Source organism: Serratia sp. SM04, from assembly GCF_040280225.1.
In the GTDB taxonomy this organism is placed as follows: Bacteria; Pseudomonadota; Gammaproteobacteria; order Enterobacterales; family Enterobacteriaceae; genus Serratia; species Serratia sarumanii.
This window is the reverse complement of sequence record NZ_JBEOQT010000006.1, coordinates 190164-209823: the sequence shown is the minus strand read 5'-3', so window position 1 is coordinate 209823 and position 19660 is coordinate 190164. Positions and strand designations below refer to the sequence as shown.

Genomic DNA, 19660 nt, shown 5'->3' with positions numbered 1-19660 from the left:
GTGAGAATTATCCTAAAAAACAAATTATGAAAAAATAGTAATAAAATCATTGTATTGCTTTTATGTTATTCGATTCTGCAGTTGCTTTCTGGAATGGTGATGGTTTCAGAGATTTGCTGCCCTTATTACGTTTTGGAATGTTTTATAAGATTTCACTTTTAATTTACATTAACAGAATGTAATCATAAAAAAGGATAAGTAACTCTCAATTGTTAACATACCTCCAGGAAGCCCCATGAAGACGATGGAAAAAGTCAGCAAAATTTCACCTATCGACGTGCTTGCCCAGGTTTTAGACATCCCCCTTTCTGAATTAGTCAAAATGGCATCAACTCTGTTCGGCATGCTTGGCATTGACTCATTAACGGCTACGCGGGTGCGCGGCATGCTTAAACCGGCACCCTCATACCAAGAGCTCTACGGTCTGACCGTTGGGCAAGTTATTGAAAGACTTGGCGCATCTTTTTATGCAACCGATGACGACGCTGCTGGCCAGCGCCGAGAGCGCGACGATTCTGACTCCATCGCACCACTGACGCCTATGCAGGAATCTTATATTCTGGGAGCCGAACGAGATTGTTCATGCCAGGTATACAGCGAATTTGATGTTGAAAGTCTTGATGTAGACGCTTTTAAACGCGCCGTAACGTCTGTCATTGATGATGAACCCATGTTACATGCCGTTATTGTTAATGGTAATCAGCAAAAATTGATTGACCGCTATGCAAAACGTCATGAGTTCTCATTTCCTATCGACAATGTCACCGATTTAGATTTGCGCCGCTCAGAATGCATTAGTGCTGTGAAGCATACCGACGAGGTTTTCTGGGGGATCCAATTGACGCGAATAAGCGCCAAGATGACTCGTATCCACATTATGCTGGATATGCTGTTCATTGATGCGACCAGCGCAATGATATTATGTCAGCGAGTGATTGAAAGGTATAACGCGTCGATTGATGGCATTGAATTTACCGCGCAAGAGCTTCCACCATTAAGATTTTTTGATTACTGCCGAGCTGGAATTAATGGAGACGTATCACAGGCGTCATTATCATACTGGGAAGAAAAGGTGAAAACGATTCCCGGCCCGCCGCAGATCCCTCGAATTAAATATGAAGTTAGTCAGAATGCAAATTTTGATCGATGTGCCGCTACGCTAAACGGCGATGATTGGGAGAGGATAAAGGGTATCGCCGGGCATTTGCAGATTACGCCTAATTCAATTTTATTATCGGCATTTGCGGAAGTGCTGCGTCTGTATTCTGAAAACCCTGAGTTCACGATTACCGTGACGATGTCTGAACGCCCGGTTGCGATAAATAACGATTATTCCGGCGTTGTCGGCGAGTTCACCAACGTCTTGTTGTGCCCGGTCACATCGGCCGCCGGCAGGGGCATTGTTGAGCAGGCGGTAAGTTTCCACCAGACGTTGTCGGCTGGGCTGGAGCACAGCGATATTAATGGGTTGGATGTGATTCGGATGTTGCGTAAACACCACAATGATCCGCACCTGACTTTCCCTATAGTATTTACGTCTTTCATCGGCATTATCAAGCCAGGACTAGAATTAACCGGCTGTAACACGAAACTTAATTATCAGCAGACACAAACGCCGCAAATTTCTTTGGACCATCAGGTTTACGAAACGGATAACGGCCTGCAGATTAATTGGGACTACGATGGACGAGTGCATCAGGGCGAACAGATCGCTGAAATGCTCCGGTGTTTCCATTGCGTATTGGAGAATGTCGCGCTTAACCAGCCGCAATCCGTGATATTGCCGCCGGAGCTCATGCAATTACGTGAGGAAATGAATGACACGGGTTGCGAATTTGATGAATTGGATAAGGGGTTGCTGCATCAACCGGTAATAAAGGCGGCGAAAGCTTTTCCGGATAAAATCGCCGTTATCGATCAGTCGGTGAGCCTCACTTATCGTTCATTAATTTCCGTGGCGAATGCAATAGCGGTAAAACTCCAGGATATCGGCATCGGGCCTGGGCATTCTGTTGCAGTCGTGCTCGAGAAAGGATGGGAGCAAGTCGCGGGGACGTTAGGGATATTAATGACGGGGGCCTGTTACCTGCCTTTAAACCCCAGCAATCCCGACGATCGGCTCCGCAGCATCATGCAGCTGGCAGGTTGCCAGGTCGCTTTAGTCCATGACAGGACATTGTCGCCGGAGCGTGATTGGTATGTCGGCGGCGACGGGCAATCACCGACGACAATCAACGTGCATGTCGATTTGGCCCGAGAGAGTGAAAATAGAGAAGCAGCGTCGGTTGCCATCGATCCTCATTCATTGGCCTATATCATCTTTACTTCCGGTTCGACCGGCGTGCCCAAAGGGGTTGAGATTGCGCACCATGCGGCGTTGAATACTTGCCTGGACATTAACCAACGCTTTGCTCTTGGCCAGGAGACGGTGACGTTTGGCATTTCCTCCCTCAGTTTCGATCTATCCGTATGGGATATCTTCGGCACATTAGCCACCGGCGGTACGCTGGTTGTTTGCAAGCCGGATGGCACGCGCGATCCGGACTACTGGTGGCAGCAGATCCAACAACATCATGTGACGGTCTGGAATACCGTGCCTACGTCCTTCGAAATGCTGATTGCGGCCAGCCAACCGGAGTATGTCATGCCGCTGAAAAGGGTGATGCTCAGCGGCGATGCCATCAGTATGGCCATGGTTGACAATGCGATGGCACGTTATCCACAGCTTCAAATTATTGCTCTCGGCGGCGCGACCGAAGCGTCGATATGGTCGAACTATCATGTCGTGACGGCCGATTCTCACTTGCTTGGCACGGAGCTGGTACCGTACGGGCGGCCTTTATCCAATCAAACGATGCACGTACTGGATGCGGATCTGCAATATCGACCGACGGGAGTGGTCGGCGATATTTACATCGGTGGCAAAGGGGTGGCGGAAGGGTACTTCCGCGATCCGACATTAACCGGCGAGAAATTTGTTCACACCGAACGCTATGGGCGGCTGTATGAAACCGGCGATCTTGGCCGATATCTGCCGAATGGAGAAATAGAGATTGTCGGGCGCAAAGATTCGCAGGTGAAAGTGGGCGGGCACCGTGTCGAGTTGGCGGAAATCGAAAATTGCGCGCAGCAACTCAGCGAAGTTCAACGCGCTGTTGCGGTACATATTCCTGGTGCCGGTGCCCGCGTGGTCGGCTTTGCGACCGCTAATGCCGATGAGGCGAAGACGGGCCTGGAGGAAAAACTCCGTATCCATGTTGAACAGCTGTTGCCTGATTATATGGCACCCCAGGTGTGGATTGTGTTGGATGCGATCCCGTTAACGGCTAACAATAAAGTGGATATGAAAAAGTTGCGCAGCATCGCGCAAACCCTACCGGCGGAGGGGGAGGAAAGCGACACTGGCGTGGAAACGTCCAGCGAGGCCGCGCTGGTGCTGCAACTCGCCGCACAGGTACTGGATGTGCCGGTTGGCACGCTTTCGGCGAGCCGCAGCTTAATCGAACAGGGGCTGACCTCACTGTATGCGGTTCAACTGATTAACATGTTGAAAAAAGCCTGGAATACGTCTCTCTCTTATACCCTGATCTTTAATTACCCGAGCGCGGTGAAGCTGGCGGCATTCCATCGGGGCCAACTGAGCAACCCGCATGGTGCCGCGTCGGCGGCAACGCGTCCGACACCCAATTATCATGCAGAGCCGATTGCGATTATCGCGCGAGCATGCCGTCTGCCCGGCAATGTCGGCTCTCCCGATGAATTCTGGCATATGCTGTCGTCCGCTACCGATTGCATGTCCGACATCCCCGATTCTCGTTTTGATATCAGCCCAATCTATGACACGAATCCCGACACACTAGGAGCGGCCTATACCCGTCGCGGCGCTTTCATCGAACGCGCCGAGAGCTTCGACTATGCCTGGTTTGACTTGCCTCAGGCGGAGGCAAGAACGATGGATCCTCAACAGCGCATTATGCTGGAGGTGGCCTACGAGGCGTGTCTGGCGGCAGGTTATGACAGGGAAAAACTTTCAGGCTCTTCAACGGGCGTGCTCATCGGCCAGATGAACTACGACTGGATGATGGATTTCGGCCATACGAAAGAGTACGCGGGAACCGGCGCCGCACCGTCCATCACCTCTAACCGCATCTCTTACCTGCTCGATCTGGCCGGCCCCAGCATGACCATTGATTCAGCCTGTTCGTCCTCGTTGGTGGCGGTCGACGCTGCGGTGGCCAAGTTGCGCAGCGGCGCCTGCAGGATGGCGATCGCCGGCGGCGTCAACTTAATCCTTTCGCCAGAACCTTACGTTTTTACCTGTCAGGCGAAGATGCTGAGCGTCGACGGACGGTGTGCAACTTTCGATGCTCAGGCCAACGGCATTGCCCGCGGCGAAGGCGTCGGCGCGGTGGTACTGAAACGTTTGTGCGATGCGGAAGCCGACGGCGATCCGATCCTGGGCGTTATCAAAGGTTGTGCCGTGAATCAGGATGGGCGCAGCGCTTCACTTACTGCGCCTAACGGCCTGGCGCAAGAGGCCGTGATCCGACAGGCATTGCAGGAGGCGGGATGGCAGGGTGCCGACTTGGACTATGTCGAGTGCCACGGCACCGGCACGCCGTTGGGCGATCCGATCGAGATAGAAGCGTTGAAGAATGTGTTGGCCGTCGATCGCAAAAAACCTGTGGTGCTGGGATCGGTGAAGACCAATATCGGTCACCTGGAAGGCGCGGCCGGCATTACTGGGTTGATTAAGGCTCTGGAGGTCTTGCGCCATCGTGAAGCGCCAGCGAACCTTCATTTCCAAACCCTTAATCCAAAAATTAATTTGAGCGGTTTTGCGGCGGTGGTGCCGGTCAAACCTACCCGTATCGGTAGCCACGATCGGAAGGAGACCGTCCGGGTGGGGGTTTCTTCATTTGGTTATGGCGGCACCAATGCTCACGTGGTGCTGGAATCCTACGACCAGCCGTCAGGCAAGGCGCGCGCACGCCAGGATGCCTGGCTGTTTACCGGCCAGGGGGCGCTGCAGTCCGGCGCCGGCGCCGCGCTGTACGCGGCGGATCCGGTGTTCCGCGAGGCGCTGGAAGATTACGTCGCGCAGCTGGCGGCATGGGTGGACGCGCCGCTGCTGCAATGGTTGCTGGAGGCGAGCGCCGAGCATTCGGCGCGCCTGCAGGAGACGCAATACCAGCAACCGGCGTTGGTGGCACTGCAGTTGGCGCAGGTGGCGATGTGGCAGGCACGAGGGCTGACGCCGTCGCACGTGCTGGGGCATTCGATAGGCGAATTTGCAGCGGCAGTGGTCGCCGGTGTGATGGAGAGCGGTGATGCGCTGATGCTGGCGGCGCGGCGCGGGCAACTGATGGCCGACTGCGAGCCGGGCGGCATGGCGGCGATACGCGATTCGGCGGAGAACGTCCGTCGCGTGCTGCCGGCGGAGGTGGTTATCGCGGCGGAGAATGGCGCGGGAATGACGGTGGTGGCGGGGCCGCACGCGGCGCTGGCGGCGTTCGTGCAGCGGCATTATGCGCATGAACACACGCCGTTGGCGGTTTCGCACGCTTTCCATTCGCCGATGATGGCAGCGGCAGCGGCGGCGTTTGGCGACGTGGTGAGTACGGTGGCGTTGCGCGCGCCGACGGATGGGGTGCGGTTTATTTCCACGCTGACGGGGCAAGCGGCGGCGGGAGGGCTGCAGACGGCGGAGTACTGGAGTGAGCAAATCACTCAGCCGGTGCGCTTCCTGCAGGCGGTGCAAACGTTGCTGGGGCAAGGCGGCACGCCGGACGGCGTGTTTGAAATCGGACCGGGTGCGACGTTGATCAACATGGCGAAGCGTATCGCGCCCGATGTGCGAACGCAGTGGATAGCCTCCGCAGAGACGCTGCGCGGAACCCCCGCACTCAATCCGTTTACCTATGTGCCGCTGCAATGGGAAAAACCGGTGCCGAAACAAGCATTGCGCCGATCGGTAAGCGCCGAACCTGCGGTAAGCGCCGCAGATATGCTCTATCAGACCCAATGGATGCCGGCAGAACCGCTGACAGAGGTCAATGGAGCTGGCCCATATCTTCTGCTGTCGCGGCGTAAGGTGCCTGTGGCGTTGCCAAAAGACTGGATCTCTATGGTTGCGAACGATCCGGCGGAGATTGCTGCGGCACTGACGGAGAAAGACTGGAATACCGTCGCGCTCTTCAGCGAGGGCGACGAAGAGGATGTTGTACAGGCACTGAACGTCTTGAAGAGCGGCATGAGCGCGCGACTGGTGTTGTTGAAGCGCGCCGATTCGGAAGGCGACGCCGGCCTATGGGGCCTGGCGCGTACCGCCAGATTAGAACAACAGGCGTTGCGGCTGAGCTGCCTGGCTTTATATCGCGGCCAACTGATGCAGGCGCTGTCGTTGTGCGTTTGTGAGGATATGGAGGATGAGTGCCGCCTGAGCGACATGGGCGAGTTGCAGGTGCCGCGTCTGCAGCGATATCAACCGCCATCGGGCGAGGGGAATGGCCTTCGCGCCGGGGCGACATACGTAATCAGCGGCGGCAACGGAGCGCTTGGCAGACTGGCTGCTCAATATCTGGCGGAACAGGGCGCGACGCATCTGGTGCTGCTTTCACGCAGCGGGCAGCCTATTACGCCTGTGCCGCAGTGGGGAAAAAGCATTCAGCTGGCCAGTTTAGCGTGTGATGTGGCAGAGGCTGATCAGGTTAAAGCGGTGCTCCGCCAATTGACGGTGTGGGGATGGCCGGACATCGCCGGGGTTATCCACACCGCGGGCGTCCTGACGGATGGCGTGCTGGTTAACCAGTCGGCCGAGATGTTCATGCAGGCTCAGGCGGCGAAAGTGCTCGGCGCAAGGCATCTGCACGATATTCTTTCGCCGACAGATTTTATTGTGTTGTATTCGTCTGTGGCCGCGACATTGGGGTCGGCGGGGCAAGCGAGTTATGCGGCGGCCAATAGCGCTCTGGATGCTTTGGCGGAGCGGTGGGCTCAGGCCGGCGAATGCGCATTGTCCATCCAATGGGGAGCATGGTCAGATGTCGGGATGGCGGTACGCAGTCACGCTGTCTCGCGCATTGAACAATCAGGCTATGGTCTGCTTGATAACGAATCGGGAATATCGCTCTTGGCGCGGTTGCTGCAGTCACGCAGCCGTGGCGTCATCTGTGCTTCCCCGATTGCGTGGCGAAAGCTCTCGCATTTATCCCCACGTTTTTCTTCCTTTATGACAGCGATGGCGACGCCGTCCACATCGAGCGCGGATGCGCAGGCGGAGTGGTCAGTCGAAGACGTGCGGCAATTGGTCAGAGAGAGCATTGAACCCTTCTTGTCGGAAAAACGCTTTGATGAAGACTTGCCTTTCATGGAGGCGGGGTTGTCTTCTCTCGATTTGGTACAGATTAGGCAGGCACTGCTGAAATCATTGCCAACATCGCTGGAATTGCCCGCGCATTTCGTTTTCAACTATCCGACCGCTCGCGACGTCAGTTTGCATCTCATTGAGCAACTGGGGGCCAAGACATCGTCGGTGTCAACCGTTGTTTGGCAGCGTCTGAATGATAAAACGGATGGGGAACCGCTGTTCCTGATCGGCGGCGTTATGGGGAACGCAGAGAAAACCTTCGGCACGTTAGCGCAGGCGCTTTCTGTGCCGGTATACGCCGCGATGCCGGCGATCCCGGCAGACCCGCTGGCGCAACAGGTTACTCTGGAATCGGTGGCCGCCGCGTTGCGTGAAGCCATGCTGCGCGAGGTGCCCAGCCCGTCGTACAGCGTTGGCGGGCTTTCCTTTGGTGCCGCGCTTGCGCTCGAGGTGGGGCTGCATTTGGAGGAGCAGCAACGTTTGTCACGGGTGATCATGTTTGATCCTCGCCATTTGGTGCCGTTTATTGCTCCGCCAAAACCTGCACCTTTTGAAATTCTCCTGGAAAACTATGTGGCGCCGCGGCAGCTGTTCGCGCCCGTGCTGCTATTCCAGAGCACCATTCCGCCCATTGAGACGCAATCCGAGATGATGCGTGAGGCCAGCCGTTCCTTCCAGAGCGATACCGACGTTATAAAACGTTGTCATGAGTTGGCATCCACGCTCGAGGTGGTTCCGTGTGATGGGCACCATTTCAATCTGTTGTACAAACACTACCCACCATTGGTCAGAAAGATTGAAGAGGAAATGATTCCATCCGTTTCTGAAAGGGGAGACGGCGAGGCAGAAGCGATCGCCATCATAGGCACGTCTTGCCGCTTGCCTGGGAATGTCTCTTCTCCGGAAGACTTCTGGCAGATGATGCTGGCCGGCGCCGATTGTGTCGGCAATATTCCCGCCTCACGGTTCGATATTGACGAAGTCTACGATCCCAATCGTGATGCCGCCGGCTGCAGCTATACCCGCCAGGGCGCATTCATCAGCCATGCCGAAGACTTCGACTATGCCTTTTTCGGCATTTCGCTGGCGGAGGCTAAAGTGATGGATCCTCAACAGCGATTATTGCTGGAAGTGGCCTATGATGCTTTCCATAGCGCCGGATTGAACAAAACGAGTTTAAAAGGCTCATCGACCAGCGTTCACATCGGTTTGGCGAACGATGACTGGAGCAGCATGGGGCGCGACGAAGAGGCCCACAATCCTTACTTTGGCGCGGGGGTTTCCGGTTCTATATCCTCCAACCGCATCTCTTATCTGTTAGGGCTGACTGGCCCCAGCGTCACTATTGATACCGCCTGTTCTTCTTCTCTGGTGGCGGTCGATCTGGCGGTTGACAAATTGCGCCAGGGCATTTGTTCGATGGCGCTGGTCGGCGGCGTAAACGTAATGCTGCATCACCGAATGTTTGTCAGCGCCTGTGCGACCAAGGCATTGTCTTCGCAGGGGCGATGCGCCACATTTGATGAGACGGCGGACGGCTATTGCCGTGGCGAAGGCGCAGGCGCGGTGGTGCTGAAGCGCCTCAGCGACGCGGAGGCCGACGGTGACGCTATTCTGGCGGTGATCCGCGGAACGGCGGTGAACCAGGACGGACGCAGCGTATCCATGACGGCGCCGAATGGGTTGGCGCAAGAGGCCGTCATCACGCGGGCGCTGGCGGAAGCCGGGCTGCGCGGCCAGGACGTGGACTACATCGAATGCCATGGCACCGGCACGCCGTTGGGCGATCCGATCGAGGTGGGCGCCCTGAAGAACGTGCTGGGCCGCCACCGCAGCAAGCCGGTGGTGCTGGGAGCGGTGAAGACCAACATCGGCCACCTGGAAGGGGCCGCCGGGGTCGTCGGCCTGATCAAGGCGGTGGAAGTGTTGCGCCACCGCCAGGCGCCGGGCAACGTGCACTTCCGCACGCTGAACCCGAACATCGATCTGGACGGCTTCGACGCCATCATCTCCGCCGAGCCGGTGCCGCTCGGCGGCAAGGGTCCGCTGGTCGCCGGGGTCTCCTCGTTCGGCTTCGGCGGCACCAATGCGCACGTGGTGCTGGAGTCCTACGAACGGCCATCGGGCGATACGTACCCGCGCGCCCGCTATACTCCCCACTTCCTGCCGTGGCGCCGTCTGCCCAACCCGCTGCTCAGCCGCGGCGACGCGGGCGGCTTTGCCGCCACGCTGAACGCCGAGCTGGCTTCCCTGTGGCGGGATCATCGCATCGGCGGTCAGGTGCTGGTGCCGGCCGCCAGTCACATCACGATGATCGCCGGCGCCGCCTTGCTGCAGTACCGGGGCGCCCTGCCGGCGACCGGCGTGGAGGTGCGTGATATCACCATGACCCAGCCACTGGTGGTTCGCGAGGGTGACGTGGTGCGTTGCCTCGCCGACGGCGAGCAATGGGTGATCGAAAACGGCGACGGCGAGCAGTATGCCGGCAGCCGTCGCAGCCAGGTGCTGACCGAGGGCGACGGGGGCTACAGCCCGCCGGACGTGGCGGCGTTCCGCCTGCGCAGCGCGGCGGCGGATATCGATGCGCTGTACGAGACGCTGGCGCAGCACGGCGTGGGCTTTGGCGACGGCTACCGCAATCTGCATGACCTGTATCTGAACGAGCACGAGGCGCTGGCGCGGGTGGAGATCGCCCTGACGTCAGCGGGCGAGCGCGCACTGAGCCTGCTGCATCCCGCGACGCTGGACGCGGGGATCCAACTGCTGGGGCTGTGCGGCATGAAAAGCTGCGGGGTGTGCATCCCGTTCAGCGTGAGCTCGGCGCGCCTGTTCACGCTGGATTCGCAGCCGACGACGCTGTGGGCCAGCGCGCAGATCGACGCGGTCAGCGCGAAAAGCGTGGCGGGCACGGTCATGCTGTTCGGCGACGGCGGTGAACTGTATGCCGTGCTGGAAGGGGTGTCCTGTCGCCAGGCGGGCGTGGAGTCCCGGCTGAATGAGTGCCTGTTCGAGACGGCGTGGGTCGGCGTTGCCGGGCCGGAGACGGTGTCTCCGGCGGTGGGGGAGCACCTGCTGCTGTCGAGGCGGACCGTGGAGACGCCGTTGCCGGAAGGCTGGCGCGGCGTGACGGTCAGCGGGGGTTCGTCACTGGCGGCCGCGCTGAACGAACTGCCGTGGCAGACCGTGGCGCTGTTGAGTGAAGGCGAAGAAGAGGATATGGCGCTGGCGCTGGCGATGCTGCAGGCGGAGACGACGGCGCACCGGGTGCTGCTGAAGCGTGCGGACCGCGAGGGCGACGCCGGGCTGTCGGGGCTGGTGCGTACGGCGCGGCTGGAGCAGCCGGAACGGGCGCTGACCTATATGGAGCTGGCGGCGGAGCAACTGCCGCGCGCGCTGGTGCTGTGCGCGACCGGCGGTCTGGAAGAGGTGGTGCGTCTTGACGAGACGGGGCAACTGCAGGCGCAGCGCCTGCAGCGTTGTCATCTGCCGGCCGGCGAACGGGCCGGGATCCGCGCCGGCGCGACCTATGTGATCAGCGGCGGCAACGGCGCGCTGGGCCAGGTGGCGGCGGGCTATCTGGCAGAGCAGGGGGCGACGCATCTGTTGCTGCTGTCGCGCAGCGGCCGGGCGGCGGCGTTGCCGGCGTGGGAGGGCGTGCAGGTACAGAGCCTGGCCTGCGACGTGGCGGACGCCGCCGACGTGACGGCGGTCGGGGACTGGCTGGCGGCGCAGGAGTGGCCGGCGGTGGCCGGGGTTATCCACACCGCGGGCGTCCTGACGGACGGCACGCTGGCCAACCAGTCGGCCGAGAAGCTGGCGCAGGCGTGGGCGGTGAAAGTGCGGGGTGCCGAGCACCTGCATGACAGCCTGGTACCGTGCGATTTTATGGTGCTGTACTCCTCGGCGGCGGCCACCTTCGGGTCGGCGGGGCAGGCGAGCTATGCGGCGGCCAACGCGGGGCTGGATGCGCTGGCGCAGCGCTGGTCGCAGGCAGGCGAGCGAGTGCTGTCCGTTCAGTGGGGCGCGTGGTCGGACGCGGGCATGGCGGTACGGCATGACGCGGTGCGTCGCGCCGAAGCGGCCGGCTTTGGGGTGATCGGCAATGCGCTGGGCCGGGCGGTGCTTGAGCGGCTGCTGGCGTCGGGGTATGCGGGCACGGTGTGCGTGTCGCCGATCGACTGGGCGCGCACGGTGCTGGACATGCCGCTGGTATCGCGCTTCAAACTGCAGCGGCGGGAGCGCGCGGCCGTTGAACGGACAGCGGCCCGACCGGCTCAGGATCTGCTGACGCTGGTGCGCCGGGCGGCGGCCGAGGCGGTCGGCAGGCCGGTGGCGGATGATGAGCCGCTGATGGCCAGCGGACTGGATTCGCTGAATGCCGTCATTCTGTCTCAGACGCTCAGCAAAGCGTTGGGCGTGTCGCTGGGCAGCGTGTTCGCACTCAACCACCCAAGCATCGCGGAGATGGCCGAGGCGCTGGCGGCGCAGGCCGCCGCCGGGGAGGGCAACGGTCGGCCGGAGCCTGCGGCGGTGGCGGCGGTGCGGCAGAGAACGGAAGAGCCGATCGCCATTATCGGCAGCGCCTGCCGGTTGCCGGGCGAGGTCTATTCGCCGGAAGAGTTCTGGCAGATGCTGCTGGCCGGCACGGACTGTGTCAGCGACATCCCGGCTTCCCGCTTTGATATCGACGAAGTGTACGATCCGGATCCGAATGCCGTCGGGCGCAGCTACACGCGCCGGGGCGCCTTCATGAGTGAAGTGGAAAGCTTCGACTATGAGTTCTTCAACGTTCCGCTTGCCGAAGCGCGCGTGATGGACCCTCAACAGCGTCTATTGCTGGAAGTGGCTTATGAAGCGTTTTACCACTCGGGATACGATCTCGATACGCTGCGTTCTCAATCGATCGGCGTTTTCGTCGGCCAGATGAACCATGACTGGGCACACATGCACGGCGATAACTTCCTGACGGATCCCTATTTTGGTGCGGGTTCGTCGTCATCCATCACCTCCAACCGCATGTCCTATCTGTTGGGGCTGACCGGGCCGAGCATGACGCTGGATACCGCCTGTTCTTCTTCTCTGGTGGCGGTCGATCTGGCGGTTGAGAAGCTGCGCAACGGCGTTTGTTCCGCTGCGCTGGTCGGCGGCGTGAACGTTATGTTAAGTCACCGTTCGTTTGTGGGTTGCAGCGCGTCAAAAATGCTGTCGCAGAAGGGGCGTTGCGCCACTTTTGACGAGGGTGCAGACGGCTATTGCCGCGGTGAAGGCGTCGGCGCGGTGGTGCTGAAGCGCCTCAGCGACGCAGAGGCCGCTGGCGACACCATTCTGGCGGTGATCCGCGGAACGGCGGTGAACCAGGACGGGCGCAGCGCTTCACTTACCGCGCCTAACGGCGGCGCGCAGGAAGCGGTAATCGAACAAGCGCTGGCGAAAGCCGGGCTGCGCGGCCAGGACGTGGACTACATCGAATGCCATGGCACCGGCACGCCGTTGGGCGATCCGATCGAGGTGGGCGCCCTGAAGAACGTGCTGGGCCGCCACCGCAGCAAGCCGGTGGTGCTGGGAGCGGTGAAGACCAACATCGGCCACCTGGAAGGGGCCGCCGGGGTCATCGGCCTGATCAAGGCGGTGGAAGTGTTGCGCCACCGCCAGGCGCCGGGCAACGTGCACTTCCGCACGCTGAACCCGAAAATCGATCTGGACGGTTTCGACGCCATCATTCCAACCTCACCGGTGCCGCTCGGCGGCAAGGGTTCGCTGGTCGCCGGGGTCTCCTCGTTCGGCTTCGGCGGCACCAATGCGCACGTGGTGCTGGAATCCTACGACCAGCCGTCAGGCAAGGCGCGCGCACGCCAGGATGCCTGGCTGTTTACCGGTCAGGGGGCGCTGCAGTCCGGCGCCGGCGCCGCGCTGTACGCGGCGGATCCGGTGTTCCGCGAGGCGCTGGAAGATTACGTCGCGCAACTGGCGGCATGGGTGGACGCGCCGCTGCTGCAATGGTTGCTGGAGGCGAGCGCCGAGCATTCGGCGCGCCTGCAGGAGACGCAATACCAGCAACCGGCGTTGGTGGCACTGCAGTTGGCGCAGGTGGCGATGTGGCAGGCACGAGGGCTGACGCCGTCGCACGTGCTGGGGCATTCGATAGGCGAATTTGCAGCGGCAGTGGTCGCCGGTGTGATGGAGAGCGGTGATGCGCTGATGCTGGCGGCGCGGCGCGGGCAACTGATGGCCGACTGCGAGCCGGGCGGCATGGCGGCGATACGCGATTCGGCGGAGAACGTCCGTCGCGTGCTGCCGGCGGAGGTGGTTATCGCGGCGGAGAATGGCGCGGGAATGACGGTGGTGGCGGGGCCGCACGCGGCGCTGGCGGCGTTCGTGCAGCGGCATTATGCGCATGAACACACGCCGTTGGCGGTTTCGCACGCTTTCCATTCGCCGATGATGGCAGCGGCAGCGGCAGCGGCGGCGTTTGGCGACGTGGTGAGTACGGTGGCATTGCGCGCACCGACGGATGGGGTGCGGTTTATTTCCACGCTGACGGGGGAAGCGGCGGCGGGAGGGCTGCAGACGGCGGAGTACTGGAGTGAGCAAATCACTCAGCCGGTGCGCTTCCTGCAGGCGGTGCAAACGTTGCTGGGGCAAGGCGGCACGCCGGACGGCGTGTTTGAAATCGGACCGGGTGCGACGTTGATCAACATGGCGAAGCGTATCGCGCCCGATGTGCGAACGCAGTGGGTCACCTCTAAAGATGAGTTTTATTTAAATTAATACAGGGAGTTACTTGTGAGTAAACGATCGCCTTTATTTAAACATAAGCCATTAGCTTGGGCTAAGTCGGAAGTGAAACCTGCGACGCACATCGATACGCCGATGGGAAAGGTGCCTGACCCGCTTTACACAACGATCTGGGTTGAGCAGGCCCTGCCTGAAATGGGAGAGGTGAACATCGGGCCCCACTTGCTGTTGTCGCGTCATACGGTGCCGCTGAACTTGCCGGAGGGGTGGATCGGTATGGTTGCCGTTGGGGCCGAGGCGGTAGGCGCCGTGCTCGATGAACAAGCGTGGCAGACCGTGGCGGTATTGAGCGAAGGGGAAGAGGAGGATGTCGCGCAGGCGTTAGCCGTGTTGCAGGCAAAACCTGTTCCGCGTTTAGTTCTGTTGAAGCGAACCGGCGCACTGGGTGATGCGGGGTTAAGCGGGTTGGTGCGCACGGCGCGGCAAGAACAACCGGAACGCGTGCTGCGGTATATCGAGTGCCTGCCGGAACAAGTGGCGCTGGCGCTGTCACTGTGTCTTCGTGAGGATATCGAGGAAGAATGCCGCCTTACTGAGTCAGGCGGCATGCAGTCGCCGCGGCTCCAACGCTACCAAACGCAGAAGTGCGACAGCGCGGGAATTCGGGCGGACGCCACCTATGTCATCAGCGGCGGGATGGGGGCGTTGGGGCAAGTCGTCGCCGGCTATTTGGCGAAACAGGGGGCGGCGCATGTACTGCTGCTGTCGCGAACCGCTTATTCCCCGGCGGATTTACCGACGTTGGGGGAAAACGTCGCGGTCGCCAGCCTGGCATGCGATGTGGCGGATCGTCGGCAAGTGGAGGCGATCCCCGCCTGGCTGAATGCGCAGGGTTGGCCGGCGATCTCTGGCGTGATTCATATCGCGGGTCTGTTGACCGATGGCACTTTGCTTAAGCAGACACCGTCAATGCTGGACAATGCGCGGGCTGTGAAAGTGAATGGCGCGCAACATCTGCATGACATCCTGGTGCCCGGCGATTTTATGGTGCTGTATTCCTCTGCCGCCGCGGCGTTCGGTTCCGTTGGTCAAGCGAGCTATGCGGCGGCGAATAGCGGCCTGGACGCTTTAGCGGAACAGTGGGCTCAGGCTGGAGAAAAAGCACTTTCGATTCAGTGGGGAGCCTGGTCTGAAAATGGCATGGCGGTGCGCCATGATGCGGTACGCCGCGCAGAAAGCGCCGGTTTTGGCGCCATCAGCAATACGCTGGGCTGTGAAATGCTCGACAAGCTTTTATCGTCGGACAGCGCCGGCACTTTCCTTGTCTCGCCGATAACATGGGCGCGCGTCAAACTCACAAGCCCGCTGATTGAAGGATTGAAACCGCGCCCGAGCGCTGCTCCGGCGGAGGGCGTCCAGGACGTTCGTCAGATGATACGCGAGGCCGTTTGGGAAACGGTCGGGGAATCGGTCGATGACGATGTCGCTTTGCTGGAGAATGGTCTGGACTCTTTGGGCAGCATGTCTTTGCGCAACCGGATAGCGTCCTCTTTGAAAATGGGGCTTCCTGCGACTTTCGCGCTTGAAAATCCCGATATCAACGCCATGGTGCGCTATGTCATGGCTGAACAACCGGCCATCGGCGCAGCCTTGTCTAACGCGCAGCCGGAACGCGCGACGCCGTCATTGCCGGTATTGGTCATTGGCGCCGGCGTCGGCGGGTTGGGCTTTGCGCGGCAGCTGGAGAAAAATGGCCTGTCCGTCGTGGTTCTCGAGAAAAACGACTGGGCCGGCGGGGTGTGGAAAAGCCTGGCGAATGATGATTCGAAGCTGCAAATAGACTCCCCTGCGTATGACTTCGACAGCAACCATCTGCCGTTAATCGGCGATCATCGGTGGAGTAAAGGATTTCCTGGCCGGGCCGAGATCCTCGAAGGGGCGGAGACGATCGCAGAAACATTGAAAGGGGACGTTATTTTCGGCTGTGAAGTGCGGCAGGTTGAAAAGAAAAGCGAGAACGAATACCTCGTCACTTATCTGAAAGATGGGAAGTCGCACAGCATGCTGGTGTCTGGGGTCGCGGCGATGACAGGGGGGTTGCATCGCCCGGTGCAGCATCGTTTCCCGGACGAAGAGCGTTTCCTCGGGCACGTTGGGCAGGGGATCAGCAACGATACCGCGGTCACGGTCTTTAACGGGGCTTCTGTGGTGATTGTTGGGCACGGCGCATTCGCTATAGAAAATATGCGTACAGCCCTGGAAAACGGCGCTAAGCACGTCACATTGTTATGCCGCCGTCGCAATCTCGTCCTGTCAACGTTTTGCAATTGGCTGCTCAACGCCAACAACGGCGTTATGCCGGTTGCCGACGTCGTCGAGATCATGCGTCCCTTTTATCAGGCATGCGGTATCGATATAGAAACGTTACCGTCGATCAGCCGCGACAAAAGCGGTGATCTGTTGCTCGACCAAACCACGGTTCCGCCGGGATCCGATCTGTTCTTCCTCGCCCAGATGCTGGGTAAACTCACCATCGTCGAGGATGAGGTCGCCAGGATGACCGACAATGGGGCCCTGACCCGGAAGGGGCAAGAGATTAAAGCGGATGTTTTCCTGAAGTGTTTGGGGTCGGATACGGACACCACTTTATTGCCGGGCATATTTGGCCAAGACATGGCGGTGAAAGGGCTTTGGATCAACGGCGATCCCAACCTCTTCACTTACAATGACGGGGCTCAGGTGCCAAGGAAAGTGCGAACGCTGCTTTGCTCCAGCTATGCATTCTTCGTACAAGCGTTTGCCCGCGCCTATATTCATTTCCGAGAGAATCCGTCGGCATTCACCAACTCCCTATCACGCATCATGACGGAGTCCCAAAAAACCACGAATGCGGAACGCATTTTTATGGAGCTATGGGATTTCATTGAGCCAGCCAAAAAAACAGTGGCCGCTCGTACCGCCGAGCTGTATCCCTTCGACCGCTTCCAGGTTGAACGCGAAAATGAATGGCGAAATTATGCTCAGCTGCTGGGCGCTTCAGAGGGCGAGATGACGGCGCTTTGGCAATTGCTGGAGCCCGCAATGTCGATATTGCACCGCCGCAATCCGGCTATGCCGGTAGAGAAGCGCTATATCCATAAGCGATTCGGGGCCATGTCCGTCTATGTCCCTCGACGTCGCCGGGTGTTGTTCCTGTCAGGTCAGGGAACGAATGCCCGGTTAGCGAAATCGCTGCTTGAACGCACGGGCTGGAGTGCTCGTACGGATCTTGAATTCGTCATCCCGGATGCGCCTTATGAAATGCCGGCGTTTACTAATGAAATTCAGCTGCAGCAAATTGGCTTAACACAGCTTGTCGAGAGCGGGGTATACGACACGCAAGGGAAATACAGAGAGTGGAAGGCGGGGTTCGAAAGACTGTGGGAAGAGTTCCATGGGACGGCGCCTCAAGAGATATCCGCGCAAGATCGAGACATATGGCGCTCAACGCTGACTTACGTTAGAGAGCTGACGCAAAATTACGGCCCTTTTGAGGGTATTGCAGGATTTTGTGAAGGTGCTGCAGTAGCGTCTGTAGCGTTGCATCTCCAGCATCTAGGCGAAGACTTGGGGTTGAAGGGCATTAAATTCTTCATTGCGATGTCACCCTGGCGTTCACCGATTCACGAACGTGATGGGTTATTCAATAAGGTGGGCGGATTGCAGCTACCTATGTTGCAGATTGTCGGCGATAACGATATGCCGGTCTTTCTCGCCGAAGCGCCGCATTTCAAACGCGGCTATGAAGGGGCGATGGAATATCGGCACACCGGACAGCATGTGTATCCGCCGTTAACGACGGCATTGGCGCAAAAGTTGAATCAGCTGATTATGCAGAGCGAGCAGTAGCCGTGAAATGACCCTCTCCAGGAAATGGATGCATGTTGGCGAGGGTCTTTTAAAAGGGGATATATGAAAGTTTACGCAATCTCGGATCTTCATATCGACTTTGATGGCAATGCCGAGTGGCTCTTTAATGCATTTGATGCTGACTATACTGAAGATGTGTTGATTGTGGCTGGTGATGTGAGCGATGAATTGAGCAGGCTTGAACAGTGCTTTACCTATCTGGCCTGCCGTTTCAAAAAGGTGCTCTTTGTGCCGGGCAATCATGAGCTGTGGGTTGTGCGCGATCGCATTCTTACATCGATTGAAAAATTTGAGCAGATTTGCCTGCTCGCTGAGCGGTGTGGCGTTTCCATGGATGTCTACCACCATGCCGGCGTATCAATCGTGCCTTTATTCAGTTGGTATGATTTTTCCTTTGCATCACCTACGGATAAATTGCTCAGCAGTTGGATGGATTTCTATGCGTGCAAGTGGCCCGATAATTGGGATTTACGGCACACGACGGATTTTTTCCTTGATAAAAACATCCCGCGACTCAATACGAAAAATGATGTTGTCATTTCTTTTTCGCATTTCTTGCCGTCCGCAAAACTGTTGCCAAATTTTGTTCCCGAGGCGTTTAAATATCTCTTCCCGGTGTTAGGTTCTGAAAAACTGTCGGAGCAGATTTCTATTCTTCAGCCAGATATGCATGTTTATGGCCATAGTCATATCGCCAGAAGTCTCAGAGTCGATGATATCGACTATGTAAATAACGCATTGGGATATCCAAGAGAAAGAGGTCTTGGAGGTAATGGACTGTATTGCCTATATAATTCTACGGAGATTGACCGCAAGGAGGCCGGTTGATATCGGGGGGAGGGGAATGATTTGAAAAGGACAGTGAGGTTGCATGCTCTTGTGGTAGTGTTACGAGCAGATTTATATTCTGCGCGAGTCTTCCTGATCAAGCATGACAATATAATATTGTTAATGAAAGAGTCACTGATAAGAAAGAAGGAAATAGAGTATGTTAGGAAGTAATAAAGACGTTGAGGGAGCTTGGTTTGCCGATCCGGCGCAAGGGAGAATTCCGGTTCAACTTTCTGATATAATAAACGATGTGTTATTGCCTGGCGGAATCCGCATATCGGAACCTCAACGAGAAGCTGAGAGCGGCGAGTATGGCGCCTGTCAGCTTGAAGTGGAAGGCAAGCGAGCATTATTCCGCGTCGCCAACACGACCCCAACTAAACTCGGCCAGTTTGTGACTATATGGAAAAGACCGCATGTGCAGGATGAGATTATGCCCATCGATTTTGACGATGGCATCGAGTTCGTATTGGTGAGCGTTTTTGACCATACTCATAGAGGATTCTTTATATTCAACAGACATGTGCTGGCGAAAAAAGGGGTCATGTCAGTTAAGGGCAAAGAAGGGAAAAGGGCCATTCGTGTTTATGCTCCTTGGGTTAAGCCCATTGTGAAGCAAGCTATTACAACGCAGAAATGGCAGTTGCAGCACTTCGTTTCAGCAACGTGCGGTGACGTGAATGCCAGCAAACTCAAGGCGCTGCTGACCATCGATAGCCTTTTCTAAAAAGACATGCGTATTTTGGCTGTTGAAAGCAGCCACATGTCGCGCAAGGGAAATTATCGGCGCCGCGTTGAACAGCGCTTCAGCGCTGG

4 protein-coding genes are annotated in these 19660 nt (G+C 58.3%); all 4 read left to right on the top strand.

What is annotated here, in order from left to right; all coding sequences use genetic code 11:
* Positions 1-235 precede the first annotated feature (235 nt).
* The 4 genes from ABTW55_RS11505 (at position 236) to ABTW55_RS11490 (ending at position 19571) form a co-directional block, all read left to right on the top strand.
* On the top strand, positions 236-14137 hold the full coding sequence (locus ABTW55_RS11505) for a non-ribosomal peptide synthetase/type I polyketide synthase (RefSeq protein ID WP_350429253.1): 13902 nt from the start codon (positions 236-238) through the stop codon (positions 14135-14137).
* Positions 14138-14152: 15 nt separating this feature from the next.
* The gene (locus tag ABTW55_RS11500; RefSeq protein ID WP_144335922.1) at positions 14153-17992 is read left to right on the top strand and encodes an SDR family NAD(P)-dependent oxidoreductase; all 3840 of its coding nucleotides are present in this window, start codon (positions 14153-14155) and stop codon (positions 17990-17992) included.
* A gap of 63 nt (positions 17993-18055) precedes the next feature.
* The gene (locus ABTW55_RS11495) at positions 18056-18841 is read left to right on the top strand and encodes a metallophosphoesterase (RefSeq protein WP_060422775.1); all 786 of its coding nucleotides are present in this window, start codon (positions 18056-18058) and stop codon (positions 18839-18841) included.
* A gap of 160 nt (positions 18842-19001) precedes the next feature.
* Positions 19002-19571 carry a MepB family protein gene (locus ABTW55_RS11490; RefSeq protein ID WP_060422772.1) on the top strand — a complete coding sequence of 190 codons (570 nt, stop codon included), beginning with the start codon at positions 19002-19004 and terminating at the stop codon, positions 19569-19571.
* Positions 19572-19660: the final 89 nt, after the last annotated feature.

What these genes read in the sequence shown, in the direction of transcription:
- ABTW55_RS11505 (WP_350429253.1), top strand. Translation starts at nt 236, where the DNA reads ATGAAGACGATGGAAAAAGTCAGCAAAATTTCACCTATCGACGTGCTT.
- ABTW55_RS11490 (WP_060422772.1), top strand. Translation starts at nt 19,002, where the DNA reads ATGTTAGGAAGTAATAAAGACGTTGAGGGAGCTTGGTTTGCCGATCCG.
- ABTW55_RS11495 (WP_060422775.1), top strand. Translation starts at nt 18,056, where the DNA reads ATGAAAGTTTACGCAATCTCGGATCTTCATATCGACTTTGATGGCAAT.